The sequence below is a fragment of the Thauera sp. 2A1 genome (assembly GCF_009469595.2).
GTDB lineage: Bacteria > Pseudomonadota > Gammaproteobacteria > Burkholderiales > Rhodocyclaceae > Thauera.
This window is the reverse complement of the sequence record NZ_SSXV01000017.1, coordinates 21134-39458: the sequence shown is the minus strand read 5'-3', so window position 1 is coordinate 39458 and position 18325 is coordinate 21134. Positions and strand designations below refer to the sequence as shown.

The following is an 18325-nucleotide window of genomic DNA, read 5'->3' as shown; positions in this document are numbered from 1 at the left end:
CCCTGCCGAGCGGAAGCGGCAGGGCCTTTTTCATGTGTGGCTGAAAGAAAATGGCGTCGGAACGACCGACGCCATTTTCATGCCCTGCGCGACGGGTCCGCTTGACGCGGACCGCACGGACTCACTTTTCCTTCTTCTTGCTGGCTGCTTCGGCGCTGGCGCGATCCGCCAGGTAGGCCGCGAAGGCCGCGCCGGTCTCCGGGTGGCGCAGGCCGAGTTCGACCGTCGCCTTGAGATAGCCGAGCTTGGAGCCGCAGTCGTAGCGCACGCCGTCGAACTGGTAGGACAGCACCGCCTCTTCCTTGAGCAGCGAGGCGATCGCGTCGGTGAGCTGGATCTCGCCGCCGGCGCCAGGCTTGATGGAGTGAAGGTGCTCGAAGATGCGCGGCGTCAGGATGTAACGGCCAACGACGGCCTGGGTGGTGGGCGCCTCCTCGGGCTTCGGCTTCTCGACGATGCCGGTGACGCGCTGCACGTTGCCGCTCTGGGCATCGGTGCTGACGATGCCGTACTGGCGCGTCTCCTGGCGCGGCACGTTCATCGTGCCGAGCACCGAGCAGCGGTTGTAGTTATAGACGTCGACCATCTGCTTCATCACCGACAGACCGGTCGGGTTGTCGAGCAGGTCATCGGCGAGGATGACCGCAAACGGCTCGTCGCCCACGATGTGTTCCGCGCACATCACCGCATGCCCGAGGCCGAGCGCTTCAGACTGGCGCGTGTAGATGCAGTTCACGCCCTTCGGCACCGTCTTGCGCACCATCTCGAGCAGTTCCTTCTTGCCGCGGGCCTCGAGTTCGGTCTCGAGTTCGTAAGCCTTGTCGAAATGGTCTTCGATCGAGCGCTTGGTGCGGCCGGTGATGAAGATCATGTCGGTGATCCCTGCGGCCACCGCCTCTTCCACTGCGTACTGGATCAGCGGCTTGTCCACGATGGGCAGCATTTCCTTCGGGCTTGCCTTGGTGGCAGGCAGGAAGCGCGTGCCCATGCCGGCGACGGGGAAGACGGCCTTGGTGACTTTCTTCATGTTGTTCCACTCCGGGTTGTTGCTGGTTCGTGCAGCAATGATTCTGACTAGTTGCCGAGCAAGGCCATCAGGCCTGGCTCGTCGAGTATCGTGATGCCCAGTTCCTGCGCCTTCGCGAGCTTGGAGCCGGCCTCTTCGCCGGCCACCACGTAATCGGTCTTCTTCGATACCGAGCCGGCGACCTTGCCGCCCTGCCCTTCGATCATCGCCTTGGCTTCTTCACGGCTGAGCGTCGGCAGCGTTCCGGTCAGCACCAGCGTCCTGCCGGCGAGGCGTCCGCTGACGGCATCCTTGGGCTCGCCTTCTTGCCAGCTCACGCCTGCGGCGCGCAACTGCTCGATGACTTCGCGATTGTGCGGCTCGCCCAGAAACTCCACGATGGATTTCGCCACAATCGGGCCGACGTCGGGCACCTGCTGCAATGCCGCCTCGTCCGCGGCGAGCAGCGCATCCAGCTTGCCGAAATGGCGTGCCAGGTCGCGCGCGGTCGCCTCGCCGACGTTGCGGATGCCGAGCGCGAAGATGAAGCGGGCCAGCGTCGTATGGCGGCTCTTCTCGATGGCGGCGAGCAGGTTCTGCGCCGACTTCTCTCCCATGCGCTCGAGGTTCGCCAGCGCCAGGATGCCGAGGCGATAGATGTCGACCGGCGTCTTGACGATGGCGGCATCGACGAGCTGATCGACGAGCTTTTCGCCCAGGCCGTCGATGTCCATCGCGCGGCGGCCGGCAAAATGCAGCAACGCCTGCTTGCGTTGCGCCGGGCAGAACAGGCCGCCTGTGCAGCGTGCGACCGCCTCGTCCATGCCGCGCACCACGTGCGAGCCGCACACAGGGCAGCGCGGAAAACGCGCAAGCAGGTCGAAGCGGGGAAGCTCTCCGGCACGCCGCTCCGGCACCGGTGCCACAACTTCCGGAATGACGTCGCCGGCACGCCGCACGATCACCCAGTCGCCGATGCGCACGTCCTTGCGATCGATCTCGTCCTGGTTGTGCAGCGTCGCGTTGGTGACGGTGACGCCGCCGACAAAGACTGGCTCCAGCCTGGCGACCGGCGTGAGGGCGCCAGTGCGGCCGACCTGGACTTCGATGTCGCGCAGCAGCGTGACCGCCTCCTGCGCCGGGTATTTGTGCGCGACCGCCCAGCGCGGCTCGCGCGTGACGAAACCCAGTTGCTGCTGCAGCGCGAGCGAATTGACCTTGTACACGACGCCGTCGATGTCGAAGGGCAGCGCATCGCGCAACGCAGCGATACGCGCGTGAAAGTCGGCCAGGCCGGCTGCGCCGCTCAACACTGCGCGGTGTTCGCACACCGGAAAACCATGCGCCTGAAGCGCGTCGAGCACTTCGGCGTGGGTGGCCGGCACCGGCCAGCCGATCGTCTCGCCCAGGCCGTAGGCGAAGAAGGACAGCGGTCGCTTCGCCGCGACTGCGGGATCGAGCTGCCGGATGCTGCCGGCGGCCGCGTTGCGCGGATTGACGAACGTTTTTTCGCCGGCCGCGAGCTGGCGCGCGTTGAGCTGCTCGAAGTCGTCACGGCGCATGTAGACTTCGCCGCGCACCTCCAGCACCGCGGGTGCCGTGCCTTTCAGTCGCAGCGGAATCGCCCGCACGGTGCGGATGTTCTGCGTGACGTCTTCGCCGGTTTCCCCATCGCCCCGCGTGGCCGCCTGGACGAGCACGCCGTCCTCATAGCGCAGGTTGATCGCCAGCCCGTCGAACTTGAGTTCGGCCGCGTATTCGACTCGTGCATCGGCGTCGGCAAGACCGAGCTCGCGCCGCACGCGGGCATCGAAAGCGTCGGCGCCGCTCGCTTCGGTGTCGGTCTCGGTGCGGATCGACAGCATCGGAACACGGTGGCGTACCGGCGCGAACTGCGACAATGGCCTGCCACCGACCCGTTGCGTCGGCGAATCGGCGGTACGCAACTCGGGATGCGCGGTTTCCAACGCCTGGAGTTCACGGAACAAGCGGTCGTACTCGGCGTCAGGCACCGTGGGCGCGTCGAGCACGTAATAAGCATGGTCATGCCGCGCGATCTCTGCGCGCAGCGCAGCGGCCCGCGCCACTGCGTCCATCGGCTCGTCCATCAGACGGCGAACAGTCGCTTGGCCAGATCTCCGCCGGCGGGGATCCCGTAGCTCGCCATGCGCTCCTGGAATTGCGCGATCTGCGTGCGGATCATGCTGGCGGCCTCGGCGCCGAAGGGCGCGCGATTATCGTCGACGACGACGCCAGACAGGCCCGCAGCGATCCCGCTCGCGGTTCTCATCATGCGGTCGAAGGCCTCGGGCCCGTTGGCCACGCGCGGAACGTCGATGACGAGTGTCAGCCCCTTGGTCACCACGCCGCTCATCCCGCCCGACGCGAAGAGCCCCGGCTCGAGGTTGCCGAGGGTGAACAGCGTTTCGCCCTGTCCATCCTGCGCGTGGAAAGTGCCGTCACTCGCGATGCGGAGACCTTGCTGTGTGGCGACGGACTCGATTCGGTCGCCCGCGAACGGGGCGCTGGCGGCCACCACATTGACGCCGATCTGCACATCGACATCGGCACAGAAACGGTCGAGTTCGGTGGCAGCGCGAAGCACCTCCGCGCGCGCCGGCAGGCCGGCAGGCAACGCCATGAACTGGTCGGCAATGCGCTGCATGCCGCCGGAGAAGCGCATGAAGTCCACCTCGCCGATCGGGCCGCGACGATCGACCAGTTGCATCGCCGCACAGAACCAGTGGCACTTGCCGGCGCTGTGATCGCCCAGCGGACGCCACAGGTTCTCGGTGTCATCGAATCCGAACCAGCGCACCGCCTTGTTCAGGCCGCTGAGCTGCTCGCGCTGCGCCGACCAGATGCGCTGGACATCGAGCGGCTCGATCGCTTCGAGCTGGATGATGCAGTCGCTCTGGGCACTGAGCAATTCCGGCGGCTGTGGCGCGACGCGCTTGACCGGCGCCTCACGGACGCGGCGCGGCTCATCGGCGACACTGACCGGCGGCGTGTCGAAGCTCGGTTCCGTTCGCTCAGTGTCGGCGCCCGCGGCACGCGGCTCGAGCAGCACGTCGCGGTGTTCGGACTTGAAGGCCTCTTCGGCACGCCGGCGGTGCTTGCGCTCCTGCCATTTGTTGTAGCCGACGATGAGCACGACCGCCGCAACCCCCGCGCCGGCCAATGCAATCTGTAGTTCGCTATCCATGAGCTGTTCCGAATCGAGGCCTTGAGTTCTTTTACGCTGCTGCCGGCTCGGCCAGGCGCAACGCTTCTTCGATGTCCACTTCCACAACCCGGGACACACCCTGCTCCTGCATGGTGACGCCAACGAGCTGCTGCGCGAACTCCATCGTGATCTTGCTGTGGCTGATGAAGATGAATTGCGTCTGCGATGACATGCGCTTGACCATGTTCGCGTAGCGTTCGGTGTTCGTATCGTCCAGTGGCGCATCCACCTCGTCAAGCATGCAGAATGGCGCCGGATTGAGCTGGAACATTGAAAACACCAGCGCAATCGCGGTCAATGCCTTCTCCCCGCCTGAAAGGAGCTGAATGGAGCTGTTCTTCTTCCCCGGCGGCTGGGCGACGATCTGGATGCCCGCATCGAGAATCTCGTCGCCAGTCAGTACCAGCTCGGCGCGGCCGCCGCCGAAAAGCTGCGGAAACAGCGTGCCGAACTGCCGATTGACCGTATTGTAGGTTTCCTGCAGTTGCTCGCGCGTCTCGCGATCGATCCGTCGGATCGCATCCTCGAGCGTGTCGATCGCCTGCAGCAGGTCGTCCGTCTGTGCGTCGAGGTAGGACTTGCGCTCGGCCGCCGTGCGGAGCTCGTCCAGCGCCGCCAGGTTCACGGCCCCCAGCTCCGCGATCTCGCGGGCGAGGCGCGCCACTTCCCGCTGCAGGCTGGTCTCCTTCAGCTCGGGCGTGAGCAGCGGCGCGAGGGCGGACTCGTCGGCCTGTGCCTCCGCCAGCCGCTCGTCGAACTGGCCGGTGGCAAGCTGCGCTGCCTGCACCGCCAGCCGTAGTTCGGCAACGCGCTGACGGATCGGCGCCGCCTCCTGCTCGGTGCGCAGGCGCATCTCCTCGGTCTGGCGCAGGGTTGCCGCGGCTTGTTCCAGCCCGTCACGCTGGGCGGCAAGGGCCGATTCGCGTCCGGTGCGCAGCTCGAGCGCTGTCTGCAGGGCCTGCCGGCTGCGGCCGTCGTCGGTCGCCGCGAGCTCGTCCAGGCGCGCTGCGTGCTCGCTCGCGATGCGCTCGATCTGCTCGACGGCAAGCTGCAGGTTACGGTCGATGTCCTCGAGCTTGGCGGCGCATTCGCGCGCGGAGAAGCGCGCCTCCTGCAGGTCGCGCGCCGCGGCCTGTTCGTGGACGCGCAATTCCCGAACCTGCTGTTCGCGCTCGCGCAGCACCTCCGAGGCGGCATCCAGGCGCTCGCGCTGAAGCATCGCGAGTTCATCGGCGCGCGCATGCTCGAGCTCGGCGCGGGCAAGATGCTCGCGCTCGGTTTCCTCGAGGTGGATCAGGTCATCGAGGTCGCGCTGCAACTGCGTGTGGCGCTCCTCCGCACGACTGCGTGCCTGCGTGAGCTTGAGCAGCTCGACCTGTTCGGCGTGTACCTGCCCCTGCGCGGACTGGATCTCGCGGCGCAGGGTATTGACGCCGTCCTGCATCGACGCCGCCTCGCCTTCGGCCGCCAGCAAGGCCTCGCGCGTCTCGGCGGCCTCGTCCTCCAGCGCCTGCTGCTGCGAGCTCAGCGCGTCGATCTCGCGCTCGCGTTCCATGACGCCATGGGTGCGGTTGTCCGGTGCGAGATGGGTCAGGGCGTCGCGTGTGAGGAGCTGGCCGCGAGGCCCTGCCAGCAGCACGCCGGCCGGCAGGCTTGCATGCTGCGGCAGCCAGTCCTCGATGCGGTCCACCGCGTATACGCCGTGGAGAAATTCACCGATGAGAAACTGCAGCGCCGGATCGGTGACCGACACATGGTCTAGGAGCGGGCGATGAGGCAAGACGGGCACGCCGAGCGCCAGGCTCCCGACCGGGGCAGCCGCATCGCCAGATGCCACACGAGCTTCTCGTGGCAGCGCCACCGCAAGGGACTCCGGCGGCGCCTCGTCGATCACGCTGCTCGCCACCGCCTGCGCACGGCCTGCGTCAGGCGTCACCAGTGCGGCGAGGCGCTCGCGCAGCACGGCCTGCACGCCGGTCTCCCAGCCCTGCTCCACCCTCAGGCTGCGCCACAGCGGAGGCAGCGTGTCGAAACCGTGGCGCTTGAGCCAGTCGCCGAGCTTGCCCTGGGACTGCACGCGCGCCTGCAGTTGAACCAGCGCTTCTCGTCGCGCGCGCAGTTCGGTGAGGCGTTGCTGGGTGGCCCGTTCGCGCTCCACGGCGGATTTCAGCGCCGCCTGCGCACCGGGAAGGCGGCCCTGCAGATGGGCGAGTTCCTGCTGACGGGATTCCAGCATCTCCTGCAGGGCTTCGAGGCGCGCCTCGCGCTCGATGATTGCGTGCGCGTCGGGTCCGACGATGTTGCCACGCTCGGCATCCAGCCTGCCGCGACGCTGCTGCAGCGCGTCGAGCGCACGTAGCGCACTGGCACGGTTGGCCTCCTCGACCCGCAGGTGTTGCTCGGTCTGCGCAAGCTCCCGCCGCGCGGTGCTCATGCCCGCCTCGGCCGCATGGTGATCCGCTTCCGCGTCCGGCAGGCGGCCGGCGATTTCCTCGTGGCGTGCTTCGGCCTGTTCGACCCGCATCGCCGAGTTCCCGGCAAGCTCGCTCCACCGCTCGCGCTCGGCTGCGAGCGCGTCGCGCCGCGTCGTCCAGTGCGCCCGATCGACCTCGAGCTGCATGAGCCGTGCCTCGAGCCGCTTGCGCGCCTCGCCCAGGTGCTGCAGCTCGGTTTCGAGCCGGGTGACCTCGGCACTCGCTGAAAAAAGGCCGCTCTGGGCGACATGCACCGCTTCGGACGCAGCGAAGTGCGCTTCGCGCGCGAGTTCGACTGCCGACTCCAGCTCCTGCACCCGGGCGTTGTCGGCCTCGATGCGGGAAGTGTTGCGGTTGAGTTCGTCTGCCAGCCTGTCGTGCTCCGCCCGCGCCTCATTGCGCTTGAGCAGCCAGAGCAGTTGCTGCTTCTGCACGTGCGCAGCATTGAGCGCGTGGTAGCGCGCTGCGACCTCCGCCTGTGCCTCGAGGTGGCCGATGCGTTCGCCCAGCTCCATGCGGATGTCGTCCAGGCGAGCGAGGTTGTCGCGTGCGTCGGCAAGCCGACCTTCGGTCTCCTTGCGCCGCTCCCGGTATTTGGTGACGCCCGCGGCTTCCTCCAGGAAGCCGCGGATCTCCTCCGGGCGCGCCTCGATGATGCGCGAGATCATGCCCTGCTCGATGATCGCGTAGGCGCGTGGCCCCAGCCCGGTGCCGAGGAAGAGATCGATGACGTCCTTGCGCCGGACATGGACGTTGTTGATGTAATAAGTGGATTCGCCGCTGCGATCGAGTACGCGCTTGACCGAGATCTCGGCGTAGCGCGACCACTGGCCGGCCGCGCGCCCCTCGTGGTTGTCGAACACCAGCTCGACACTGGCGCGAGACACCGGTTTGCGCGTCGTCGAGCCGTTGAAGATCACGTCCTGCATCGATTCGCCGCGCAGCGCCGACGCACGCGTTTCGCCCAGCACCCAGCGCACCGCGTCGATGATGTTCGACTTGCCGCAACCGTTCGGCCCCACCACGCCGACCAGGTTGCCCGGCGTCAGCACGGTCGTCGGGTCGACGAAAGTCTTGAAACCGGCGAGTTTGAGCTTGGAAAGGCGCACTTCTGGGAGGAACGGGGCGTTCTGCAGGGCAAGGGACATGCCGCAGGCGCATCGGTCGCCGGCGGGGCGCGCCATGATAACATCGTCCGCCTTCACCACTGCCGAGCCCGTCCATGCCAGCGGGCGGAAATTGTTCCAAAGTGAATCCTGACCTCGACCGCCTCCAGCCCTACCCGTTCGAGAAGCTGCGCGCCCTGTTCGACGGCGTCACGCCGTCGGCCGCCCACAAGCCGATCCGCCTGTCGATCGGCGAGCCGCAGCATCCGACGCCCGGCTTCATCCGCCAGACGCTGGCCGACAATCTCGGCGGCCTGTCCACCTATCCCACCACACTCGGCAGCGATGCGCTGCGCAGCGCCATCGCCCACTGGCTGCAGCGCCGCTACGGCCTGCCCGCGGTCGATCCGGCGACCCAGGTGATCCCGGTGAATGGCTCGCGCGAGGCCCTGTTCGCGTTCGCCCAATGCGTGGTCGATGGCAGCCGTCCCGGCGCCAAGGTGCTGAGCCCCAATCCGTTCTACCAGATCTACGAGGGCGCGGCACTGCTGGCCGGCGCCGAGCCGGTCTTCCTGAATACCCTGCCGGGCGACGGATTCGCCTACGACTTCGACGCGATCGACGAGGCGACCTGGCGCGACGTTCAACTGATCTACGTGTGCTCGCCGGGCAACCCCACCGGCCGTGTGCTGAGCCTGGCGGAATGGAAGCGCCTGTTCGAGCTGTCCGACCGCTACGGCTTCGTGATCGCCGCCGACGAGTGTTACTCGGAGATCTACTTCGACGACGACGCCAGGCCCATCGGCGGCCTGGAGGCGGCGTGGCGCCTGGGCCGCACCGATTATCGCAATGTCGTGATGCTTTCCAGCCTGTCCAAGCGCTCGAACGTTCCGGGCATGCGCTCGGGCTTCGTCGCGGGAGACGCGAAGATCCTCGCCGACTTCCTGCGCTACCGCACCTATCACGGCTGCGCCATGAATCCGGCGGTGCAGGCCGCTTCCGTCGCTGCCTGGAATGACGAAGAGCACGTCGCCGAGAACCGCCGCCTCTATCGCGAGAAGTTCGCGCGCATCACGCCCATGCTCCAGCCGTGGCTGGCCACCGACGTGCCGGATGCGGGCTTCTACCTGTGGGCCGGCGTGCCGCAGGGATTGACGGACACCGAGTTCGCCCGCCGACTGCTGGCTGAATATAATGTGACGGTCCTGCCGGGGAGTTACCTCGCCCGCGAAGCGCAAGGCATCAACCCTGGCGCCGGCTTCATCCGCATCGCGCTGGTGGCCGACACGCACGAATGCGTGGAAGCGACCGAGCGCCTCATCGCTTTCTGTCAAAAACTCTGAGAGACCCTTTCATGCACGCTCTGCAAAGCATCATCGACGACGCCTTCGAAAATCGCGCCAGCCTGTCGCCCACGTCCGCCCCGGCCGAAATCCGGGATGCAGTGGAACAGGTCATCGCCGGCCTGGATGCGGGCACGTTGCGCGTGGCCGAGAAGAAGGACGGCCAGTGGGTGGTGAACCAATGGATCAAGAAGGCGGTGCTGATCTCCTTCCGCCTGCGCGACAACGAGGTGGTGCAGGCCGGCGGCCTCAACTTCTACGACAAGGTCGCGACCAAGTTTGGCGACTACACGCCTGAGCAGTTCCGCGCCGGCGGCTTCCGCGTCGTACCGCCCGCCACGGCACGCAAGGGCAGTTTCATCGGCAGGAACGTGGTGCTGATGCCTTCGTACGTGAATATCGGCGCCTATGTGGATGAAGGCACGATGGTCGACACCTGGGCGACCGTCGGCTCCTGCGCGCAGATCGGCAAGAACGTGCATCTGTCCGGTGGCGTCGGCATCGGCGGCGTGCTCGAGCCGGTGCAGGCCGGTCCGGTGATCATCGAGGACAACGTTTTCGTCGGCGCCCGCTCGGAAGTGGTCGAGGGCGTGATCATCGAAGAGAACGCCGTGCTGTCGATGGGCGTCTATATCGGCATGAGCACCAAGATCTACGACCGCGAGACCGGCGAAGTGACCTACGGCCGCGTGCCGGCCGGCGCGGTGGTGGTGCCGGGCAGCCTGCCGTCGGCCGACGGCAAGTACAGCCTGTATTGCGCGGTGATCGTGAAGCGGGTGGATGCGCAGACGCGCGCGAAGACAGGCATCAACGAGTTGCTGCGCGGCGCCTGATCTCTCCATGCAGCAAGACGGTCGGGGCCTCGTCTCGAGCGGCGGCCGTCTCGTACGCCTCGCTTGTTCCGGCTACCTCGCCCACGGTCAAGGAGTCTGCCTCGAATGATCTTCGACAGCCTGTTCCAGCTCATGGCCGACAAGCAGGCCTCCGATCTTTTCGTCACCGGCGGCGCCCCGATCCATATCAAGATCCAGGGGCACACGATGCCGATCAACCAGAAGGTCATGGACCCAGGGATGGTCCAGCGCATGGTTGCGGAGGCGGTCACACCGGAGCAGATGGAGCGCTTCCAGCGCGAGCGTGAGCTCAACCTGTCGTTCGGCCGGCGCGATCTCGGCAATTTCCGTGTCAATGTCTTCTGGCAGCGCAACTCGATGGCCGTCGTGGTGCGCTTCATCCAGTGCGAGATCCCGACCATCGAGCAGCTCGGCCTCCCCCGCATCCTGTCCGAGCTGGTCCTTGAAAAGCGTGGTCTGATCCTGGTGGTCGGCGCGACGGGCTCCGGCAAGTCGACGACGCTCGCATCAATGCTGGATCACCGCAACCGGAGCCGCTCGGGGCACATCCTGACGGTCGAGGATCCGATCGAATACCTCTTCCAGCACCGCAAATCGGTCGTCAATCAACGCGAAGTCGGCATCGATACGCTGAGCTGGGAGGAGGCCCTGCGCAATGCGATGCGCCAGGCGCCGGATTGCATCCTGATCGGTGAGATCCGCGACCGCGAGACGATGCAGGCCGCGCTGGCCTATTCGCAGACCGGGCATCTGTGCCTGGCGACGCTGCATGCCAACAACGCCTATCACGCGCTGAATCGCATCATCAACTTCTTCCCGCTCGAGAACCGCCAACTGCTCTATCTCGATCTGGCGGTCGCGCTGCGCTGCATCGTGTCGCAGCGCCTTGTGCGCAAGCCGGACAGCAAGCGCGCACCCGCGGTCGAGATCATGCTCAACACCCGCCACATCGCCGAGCTGATCGAGCACGGCAGCATCAACGAGATCAAGGAGGCGATGGAGCAGAGCCTGGCGCCCGGCTCGCAGACCTTCGAGCAGGATCTGTTCCGTCTCTACCACGAGAAGGTGATTTCGCTGGAAGAAGCGCTGGCCAACGCCGATTCGCCCACCAACCTCGAATGGCTCATCAACAACGCCCGGTTCGACGACGAAGGCCACAAGCTCGATCCAGCGACGAACAGCTCCTTGATCAGTTTTGCTGGCCACGATGATAGCGGGCCCTCCTTCGCCGAACTGACGCTCACCCTGGACAAGGATGCCGCGCGCTGAGCGCTCCGGCTCCCGTCCTTCCATACTCCTGCAACGACAATGTCCGCTGCCGACACTCCTACGTTTTCCCTGGCTTGCGAGCTGATCGCGCGCCACTCCGTCACCCCGGAAGATTCCGGCTGCCTCGATGTCATCGCCGCGCGTCTGGCGCCGCTGGGGTTTGCCTGCGAGCGAATCGACACTGGTGGCGTATGCAACCTGTGGGCGCGCCGCGGCCGGTCGAACCCGGTGATGTGCTTCGCGGGTCATACCGACGTCGTGCCCATCGGTCCGATCGAGGCCTGGGCGACGCCACCTTTCGAGCCGACCGTGCGCGATGGAATTCTTTACGGACGTGGCGCTGCCGACATGAAATCGTCGCTCGCCGCGTTCGTCGTCGCCATTGAGCGCTTCGTTGCTGCGCACCCCGCACACAAGGGGAGCATCGCACTGCTGCTCACCTCGGACGAGGAAGGCGTGGCGACGCACGGCACGGTGAAGGTGGTCGAGGCGCTTGCGGCGCGAGGCGAACGACTGGACTACTGCATCGTGGGCGAGCCGACTTCGGTGGCCACGCTCGGCGACATGATCAAGAACGGGCGTCGCGGATCCTTGTCCGGAACACTCCGCGTCAAGGGCCTGCAGGGCCATGTCGCGTATCCCCATCTGGCGCGCAACCCCATCCATCAGTTCGCTCCCGCGCTGGCGGAACTGGCCGCAACGAAATGGGACGACGGCAACGAGTTCTTCCCGCCCACCACTTGGCAGGTTTCCAACATTCACGCCGGCACCGGTGCGAACAACGTGATCCCCGGCGCGTGCGAGGTGATGTTCAACTTTCGCTTTGCCTCGGTATCGACCGCCGAGGATCTCAAGGCGCGCACCCATGAGGTGCTCGATCGGCACGGGCTGGATTACGACATTGAGTGGCAGTTGTCGGGGAAGCCGTTCATCACCGGGCGCGGCAAGCTCGTCGCGGCGATCTCCGATGCGATCCGTGAAACCCTGGCGGTCGACACCGAACTTTCGACCACGGGCGGAACGTCCGATGGCCGCTTCATCGCAGAAATCTGCAACGAAGTGGTGGAGTTCGGGCCGGTCAATGCCTCCATCCACAAGGTCAACGAGCACATCGCGATCGATGCGCTCGCACCGCTCGCCACGGTGTATGAGGGGACGATGGCCCGGCTTCTGCTCTGAGCCGCGCTCTGCTTCTTCCCCCTCCAATGCCTTCATCCGCACGCGGCGACTGCGACACCGCCCGGCACCACGGGAACGACACCATGAATGACGCACCCCACCAGCACGACAGCGAGATCGAGGCCGACCACGACCACGATCACGAACACGAACATGGCCCCCTGGCGGAACTCGTCACCGTGCGAGACTGGCTGCGCTATGCGGTGACCCGCTTCAATCGGGCCCACATCTTCTGTGGTCACGGCGCTGCCGACACCTACGACGAGGCGGTGTGGCTGATCCTGGGCTCGCTCGCCCTGCCGCTCCACCGCCTCGAACCCTTCCTCGATGCCTGCATTCCCGCAGATGAGCGCGGCCCGCTGCTCGAAGCCATCGAGCGGCGCGCGGTCGATCGCGTCCCCACCGCCTATCTGCTCGGCGAGGCCTGGCTAGGCGATTTCCGCTTTGCCGTCGACGAGCGGGTCATCGTGCCACGCTCCTTCTTCGCCGAACTGCTGGAAGACGGGCTCGCGCCGCTGCTGGATGACCCGGACGAGATCGGTTCTGCCCTCGACCTGTGCACCGGCTCAGGCTGCCTGGCGATCCTGATGGCGCATGCGTTTCCGAATGCCGACATCACCGCCGTCGATCTATCCGAGGATGCACTCGACGTCGCACGTCAGAACGTGGCCGACTACGGTCTCGAGGATCGTATCGAACTCGTCAGGAGCGACGTGTTCGATGCCCTCGGCGACCGCCGCTTCGACCTGATCCTGAGCAATCCGCCCTACGTCACTGCGGAGGCGATGGATACGCTGCCGGCGGAATATCACCATGAGCCGCAGCTTGCGCTCGCTGCAGGCGACGACGGACTCGACATCGTGCGCCGGCTGATCGCCGAGGGGGCACGTCACCTCAATTCTGATGGCATACTTGCGGTCGAGGTCGGACATAATCGGATGCTCGTCGAAAACGCCTTTCCCGACCTTCCGTTCAACTGGTTGTCGACGCGCGGAGGCGACGACATGGTCTTCGTGCTTCGTCGTGAAGACCTGCCCGGCGGCAAGCGCTGAACCGGGATCGCTTCACCTCGCCGCGGCAAGGGCTAAACTGAATCGCGGCGGCCCATGCAAGGCCGTCGCCGGGGAGAAGCGAGATGCCGAACAATCAGCCCGTCCTCATCGTCGAGGACAATCCCGACGACGAAGCGCTGACGTTGCGCGCCTTCGGCAAGGCAGGCGTGAAGAACCCGATGGTGGTGGCGCACGATGGCGTCGAGGCGCTCGATTACCTCTTCGGTACCGGCAGCCATGTCGGGCGCGACGCGTCCGAGTTGCCGGCGGTCGTGCTGCTTGACTTGAAACTGCCGCGCATGGACGGGCTCGAGGTGCTGCGCCGCATCCGCGCCGACGAGCGCACCGCGCTGTTGCCGGTCGTGGTCCTCACCACCTCACGCGAGGATCTCGATGTGCAGCAGTCGCTGCGCCTGGGCGCGAACAGCTACATCCGCAAACCGGTGGACTACGAGCGCTTCCTGCACGCAGTGCATCTCATCGGCCAATACTGGCTGACGCTCAATGAAACCGTCCATGCGCAGGCAGGCGGCGCTTACTGAGCCTGCGAGGCGCTCAGGGCGGCCTCGATATCCTCGGCAATCGCCTCGGGCGTCGTGGTCGGCGCATAGCGCCTTGCCACCCTGCCCTGCGCATCGACCAGGAACTTGGTGAAGTTCCACTTGATGGCTTCGGTGCCCAGCACCCCCGGTGCGACGCTCGTCAGATGGCGATAGAGCGGATGGGCCTGCTCGCCATTGACCTCGATCTTTTCCGATAAGGGAAAACTTACGCCGTAATTGCGCTGGCAGAAGGACTGGATTTCCGCCGAGTTGCCCGGCTCCTGCGCACCGAACTGGTTGCATGGAAAGCCGATGACGCTGAAGCCGCGCACCGCGAAGCGTTGCTGCAAGGCCTCGAGCCCGGCGTATTGTGGAGTGAAACCGCACTGGCTCGCGGTGTTCACGATCAGCAGCACCTTTCCGCGAAAGGCCGCCAATGGCATCGGCGAGCCGTCGAGGCGCCGCGTTTCGAAATCGAATACAGTCATGTCGCTCATCATGCTGCTCCGCAAAAGACGCTCTTCAGGCCACCTCGTCGATCCAGGCCTGCTGGATCCCTTCGAGGATGCGCTCGCCGCAATGCTTGGGGTCATCGTCGAATTCAGGCAATGCCAGCACCCAGTTCATCAGGTCGACGAAATTCACCCGCGTCGGGTCCACCTCGGGGTGGGCATCCGCGAGCTGAATGGCAATTTCCTGTACTTCGGTCCACTTCATCAGTGCTTGCCCTCCCGGGCCATGTTGATGGTGTAGCGCGGAATCTCGATCACCAGCGGGGCATCTCCGACCGCCACCTGGCACGACAGGCGTGACTGCGGCTCCAGACCCCAGGCCTTGTCGAGAAGGTCTTCCTCCTCGTCCTCGGCCGGCTCGAGAGTGTTGAAGCCCTCGCGCACGATGACGTGACAGGTGGTGCAGGCGCAGGACATCTCGCAGGCGTGTTCGATATCGATGCCGTTGGCGAGCAGGCTCTCGCACACCGACTTGCCCGCCTCGGCGTCGATGACGGCGCCGTCCGGACAGAGCTCGACGTGGGGAAGAACGATGATCTGGGTCATTCTTGTGTTCGATCGGGTTGCGAGGTCAGACCTCGAATTCATCCACCTTGTGGCCGGCGAGTGCGCTGCGGATGCTGTTGTCCATGCGCCGCGCGGCGAAGCCGTCGGTGGCACGCGCCAGCGCTTCGATGCCGCTCTTGATCGCGCGGTGATCCTTGCCGCTGCACAGTTCGCGCAGGGTCGCGATCGACTGCTCGATCGTGACCCGCTCCTCGGCGGAGAGCAGCGCCGCGTCCTTCGCGATGGCCTGCTCGGTCGCCTCGATGACGCGTTCGCCCTCGACCTGCTGCTCACGCAAGGCGCGCGCCATCATGTCGTCGCCGGCATGCTCCACGCCGGACTTGAGCATGCCCGCGATCTCGTCATCGGTGAGCCCGTAGGACGGCTTCACCAGCACGCTGGCCTCGACGCCCGACGACATCTCGCGCGCCGCCACCGACAGTAGTCCGTCCGCGTCGACCTGGAAACTCACGCGGATGCGCGCCGCACCCGCCACCATCGGTGGAATGCCGCGCAGCTCGAAGCGGGCGAGCGAACGGCAGTCGGTCACCAGCTCACGCTCGCCCTGCACCACATGGAAAGCCATGGCGGTCTGGCCGTCCTTGAAGGTGGTGAATTCCTGCGCGCGCGCGATCGGCAGCGTGGAGTTGCGCGGGATGACCTTCTCGGTCAAGCCGCCCATCGTCTCCAGACCGAGCGACAGCGGAATCACATCGAGCAGCAGCCAGTCGTCCTCGTCCCGGCGGTTCCCGGCAAGGACGTTGGCCTGCATCGCCGCGCCGAGGGCGACGACCTTGTCGGGGTCGAGATTGGTCAACGGCTCCTGACCGAAGAACTCGGCGACGGCGTGCTGGATGTGGGGCATGCGCGTGGCGCCCCCCACCATCACCACACCCTTGATCTCGTCAGCCGCGAGGCCGGCGTCCCGCAGCGCCTTGCGCACCGGACCGAGCGTCTTCTGCACCAGATGGCGCGTCATGTCGGCGAATTCGTCACGCGTGACAACGAGGTCGACCTCCTCGCCCGAGCCCAGGTGCACGTGGATGGTCGCTTCCTCGCAGACGCTGAGCAGTTCCTTCGCCTCGCGCGCCTTCATCTGCAGGCGCCGTGCGTCCTCCAGCGACAGCGGAGCGACGCCGGACTTGTCGAGGATCCAGCAGAACAGGCGGTGATCGAAGTCGTCGCCGCCCAGAGCCGCGTCGCCGTTGGTCGACAGCACCTCGAACACGCCGCGCGACAGTTTCAGGATGGAGAGATCGAAGGTGCCGCCGCCCAGGTCGTAGACCGCGTAGACGCCCTCTGCCGCGTTGTCCAGGCCGTAGGCGACCGCCGCCGCCGTCGGCTCGTTGAGCAGGCGCAGCACGGGCAGGCCGGCGAGCCTGGCTGCGTCCTTGGTGGCCTGGCGTTGCGCATCGTCGAAATAGGCCGGCACCGTGATCACCGCGCCCACGAGCTCGCCGCCGAGGCTAGCCTCGGCGCGCTTGCGCAGGGTGCGCAGGATCTCCGCCGACACTTCCACCGGACTCTTCACGCCCTGCACCGTGCGCAGGCGCACCATGCCTGCCGTGTCCTCGAAGTCGTAGGGCATGGCCTCGACGTGGGCGACATCCTTCAACCCGCGACCCATGAAGCGCTTGACCGAGACGATCGTGTTTCGCGCGTCGGTCGCCTGCGCGGCCATGGGCTTGTGGCCGACCTCGATGCTGCCGTCGGCGCGGTAGCGCACGACGGACGGCAGCATGGTACGGCCGGTTTCGTCGGCGAGGCAGACCGCGATCCCGTTACGGACCGTCGCGACAAGGGAATTCGTGGTGCCCAGGTCGATGCCCACCGCAAGCCGGTGCTTGTGCGGCTCGGCGGACATGCCGGGTTCGGCGATTTGCAGCAGGGCCATGAGGGATTTCCGTGCCGTGTCTTTATTCTTCGAGAGCCAGCAGGGCCTCGTCGATCTCTTGTTGCAGTTTGTCGATGAACATCAGCCGACGCACGGTGTCGGCCGCCGCCGTGTAGTCGTGCGCCTCGTCGAGTTGCAGGGCGAGATCGCTCCTGACCTCGCGGGCATGGGTCTGCAGGCGGTGATGGAGTTGTTCCAGCTCGTCCACCTCGCCGGCCGCACGTGCTTCCTCGACGGCCTCGCGCCACTCCATCTGCTCCATCAGGAACTCGGGCGACATGACCGTGTTGGTTTCCAGTGCAGTATCCACGCCGGCCAGCTCGAGCAGGTATTGCGCGCGCGCAAGCGGCTTCTTCAGGGTGCGGAAGCCCTCGTTGACACGTGTCGCCCACTGCATCGACCGACGCTTGTCCACGTCGGGCAGATGGGCGTACCGGTCAGGGTGGACCTGCGATTGCAGCTCGTGCCACGCCGCCTCGAGCACGCTTTCGTCGAGGGCGTACTGGCGCGGCAGGCCGAAAAGGGTGAAGTAGTCCTGCGTCGGATCGATGCTCATGCCTTTGGCGTTGCGTCAGACGTTGAAGCTTTCGCCACAGCCGCACTGATCCTTGACGTTCGGGTTGTTGAACTTGAACCCTTCGTTGAGACCCTCACGCACGAAGTCGAGCTCGGTGCCATCCAGATAAGCCAGGCTCTTCGGATCGACGATGATCTTGACGCCGTGGCTCTCGAACACCAGATCCTCGCCCTGCGTCTCGTCAACGAATTCGAGCTTGTAGGCCATGCCCGAACAACCCGAGGTCTTGACGCCCAGGCGGATACCGACGCCCTTGCCGCGCTTGGCGATGAAATTGGATACGTGCTGTGCTGCGCTTTCCGAAAGGGTGACACTCATGGCGCTCTCCTGCTTCAGGCCTCGTGCTTCTTCTTGTAGTCGGCGACGGCCGCCTTGATCGCATCCTCGGCGAGGATGGAACAGTGGATCTTCACCGGAGGCAGCGCCAGCTCTTCGGCGATCTGCGTGTTCTTGATATCCAGTGCCTGATCCAGCGTCTTGCCCTTCACCCACTCGGTGACGAGCGAGCTCGAAGCGATGGCCGAGCCGCAGCCATAGGTCTTGAACTTGGCATCTTCGATCACGCCGTCCTTGCCGACCTTGATCTGCAGCTTCATCACATCACCACAGGCCGGCGCGCCCACCATGCCGGTGGCAACGCCTTCCTCGTCCTTGCCGAAGGAGCCGACGTTACGGGGATTCTCGTAATGGTCCAGAACCTTTTCGCTGTAGGCCATTTCATTTCTCCAGTGATCTCTGTGTCAGG

At 65.8% G+C, this 18325-nt stretch carries 17 protein-coding genes; 6 read left to right on the top strand and 11 right to left on the bottom strand.

All coding sequences use genetic code 11. The features are described from left to right. Positions 1–121 precede the first annotated feature (121 nt). From galU to smc, 4 genes are read right to left on the bottom strand one after another with little or no spacing between them, the layout of a single operon-like run. Positions 122–1027, bottom strand: coding sequence for a UTP--glucose-1-phosphate uridylyltransferase GalU (galU, locus tag GH664_RS15210; RefSeq protein WP_153168934.1), 906 nt, complete (start codon positions 1025–1027; stop codon positions 122–124). Positions 1028–1074: 47 nt separating this feature from the next. Then, positions 1075–3102 (bottom strand): NAD-dependent DNA ligase LigA, encoded by a 2028-nt coding sequence (gene ligA / locus GH664_RS15205; RefSeq protein WP_228111550.1) that lies wholly within the window; start codon positions 3100–3102, stop codon positions 1075–1077. 11 nt (positions 3103–3113) lie between these two features. Next, on the bottom strand, positions 3114–4211 hold the full coding sequence (locus GH664_RS15200; RefSeq protein ID WP_153168932.1) for a cell division protein ZipA C-terminal FtsZ-binding domain-containing protein: 1098 nt from the start codon (positions 4209–4211) through the stop codon (positions 3114–3116). A gap of 31 nt (positions 4212–4242) precedes the next feature. Further along, positions 4243–7854, bottom strand: a complete 3612-nt coding sequence (gene smc / locus GH664_RS15195; protein ID WP_153168986.1) for a chromosome segregation protein SMC — start codon at positions 7852–7854, stop codon at positions 4243–4245. A 101-nt stretch (positions 7855–7955) separates the two neighbouring features. On the opposite strand from smc, the gene dapC reads away from it, so the two are divergent. From dapC to GH664_RS15165, 6 genes are all read left to right on the top strand, one after another. Continuing rightward, positions 7956–9155, top strand: coding sequence for a succinyldiaminopimelate transaminase (gene dapC, locus GH664_RS15190; RefSeq protein WP_153168931.1), 1200 nt, complete (start codon positions 7956–7958; stop codon positions 9153–9155). An 11-nt stretch (positions 9156–9166) separates the two neighbouring features. Then, positions 9167–9988 carry a 2,3,4,5-tetrahydropyridine-2,6-dicarboxylate N-succinyltransferase gene (gene dapD, locus GH664_RS15185; protein WP_153168930.1) on the top strand — a complete coding sequence of 274 codons (822 nt, stop codon included), beginning with the start codon at positions 9167–9169 and terminating at the stop codon, positions 9986–9988. Between the two features lie 105 nt (positions 9989–10093). After that, a complete protein-coding gene (locus tag GH664_RS15180; RefSeq protein WP_153168929.1) occupies positions 10094–11278 on the top strand; it encodes a PilT/PilU family type 4a pilus ATPase in 1185 nt (394 codons plus the stop codon). 39 nt (positions 11279–11317) lie between these two features. Next, a complete protein-coding gene (gene dapE, locus GH664_RS15175; RefSeq protein ID WP_153168928.1) occupies positions 11318–12457 on the top strand; it encodes a succinyl-diaminopimelate desuccinylase in 1140 nt (379 codons plus the stop codon). Positions 12458–12540: 83 nt separating this feature from the next. Next, positions 12541–13509 (top strand): 50S ribosomal protein L3 N(5)-glutamine methyltransferase, encoded by a 969-nt coding sequence (gene prmB, locus GH664_RS15170; RefSeq protein ID WP_153168927.1) that lies wholly within the window; start codon positions 12541–12543, stop codon positions 13507–13509. An 83-nt stretch (positions 13510–13592) separates the two neighbouring features. Beyond that, positions 13593–14051 (top strand): response regulator, encoded by a 459-nt coding sequence (locus GH664_RS15165; protein ID WP_153168926.1) that lies wholly within the window; start codon positions 13593–13595, stop codon positions 14049–14051. Here the strand turns inward: GH664_RS15165 and GH664_RS15160 are convergent. The 7 genes from GH664_RS15160 to iscU are packed head-to-tail and all read right to left on the bottom strand — an operon-like array spanning position 14045 to position 18296. Then, a complete protein-coding gene (locus tag GH664_RS15160) occupies positions 14045–14539 on the bottom strand; it encodes a glutathione peroxidase (RefSeq protein ID WP_153168985.1) in 495 nt (164 codons plus the stop codon). The two genes, GH664_RS15165 and GH664_RS15160, sit on opposite strands and share 7 nt — an antisense overlap. Positions 14540–14573: 34 nt before the next feature. Then, positions 14574–14768, bottom strand: coding sequence for a Fe-S cluster assembly protein IscX (iscX, locus tag GH664_RS15155; protein ID WP_153168925.1), 195 nt, complete (start codon positions 14766–14768; stop codon positions 14574–14576). Beyond that, positions 14768–15109, bottom strand: a complete 342-nt coding sequence (gene fdx / locus GH664_RS15150; RefSeq protein WP_153168924.1) for an ISC system 2Fe-2S type ferredoxin — start codon at positions 15107–15109, stop codon at positions 14768–14770. The genes iscX and fdx overlap by 1 nt, the downstream gene beginning before the upstream one ends. 25 nt (positions 15110–15134) lie before the next feature. Further along, complete coding sequence (gene hscA, locus GH664_RS15145; protein WP_153168923.1) at positions 15135–17003, bottom strand: Fe-S protein assembly chaperone HscA; 1869 nt, start codon at positions 17001–17003, stop codon at positions 15135–15137. A gap of 22 nt (positions 17004–17025) precedes the next feature. Next, positions 17026–17559, bottom strand: a complete 534-nt coding sequence (gene hscB / locus GH664_RS15140) for a Fe-S protein assembly co-chaperone HscB (protein WP_153168922.1) — start codon at positions 17557–17559, stop codon at positions 17026–17028. Between the two features lie 15 nt (positions 17560–17574). Continuing rightward, positions 17575–17898, bottom strand: a complete 324-nt coding sequence (gene iscA / locus GH664_RS15135; protein ID WP_153168921.1) for an iron-sulfur cluster assembly protein IscA — start codon at positions 17896–17898, stop codon at positions 17575–17577. 14 nt (positions 17899–17912) lie between these two features. After that, positions 17913–18296: a Fe-S cluster assembly scaffold IscU gene (iscU, locus tag GH664_RS15130; protein WP_153168920.1), complete on the bottom strand. Its 384-nt coding sequence runs from the start codon at positions 18294–18296 to the stop codon at positions 17913–17915. Between the last annotated feature and the right edge of the window lie 29 nt (positions 18297–18325).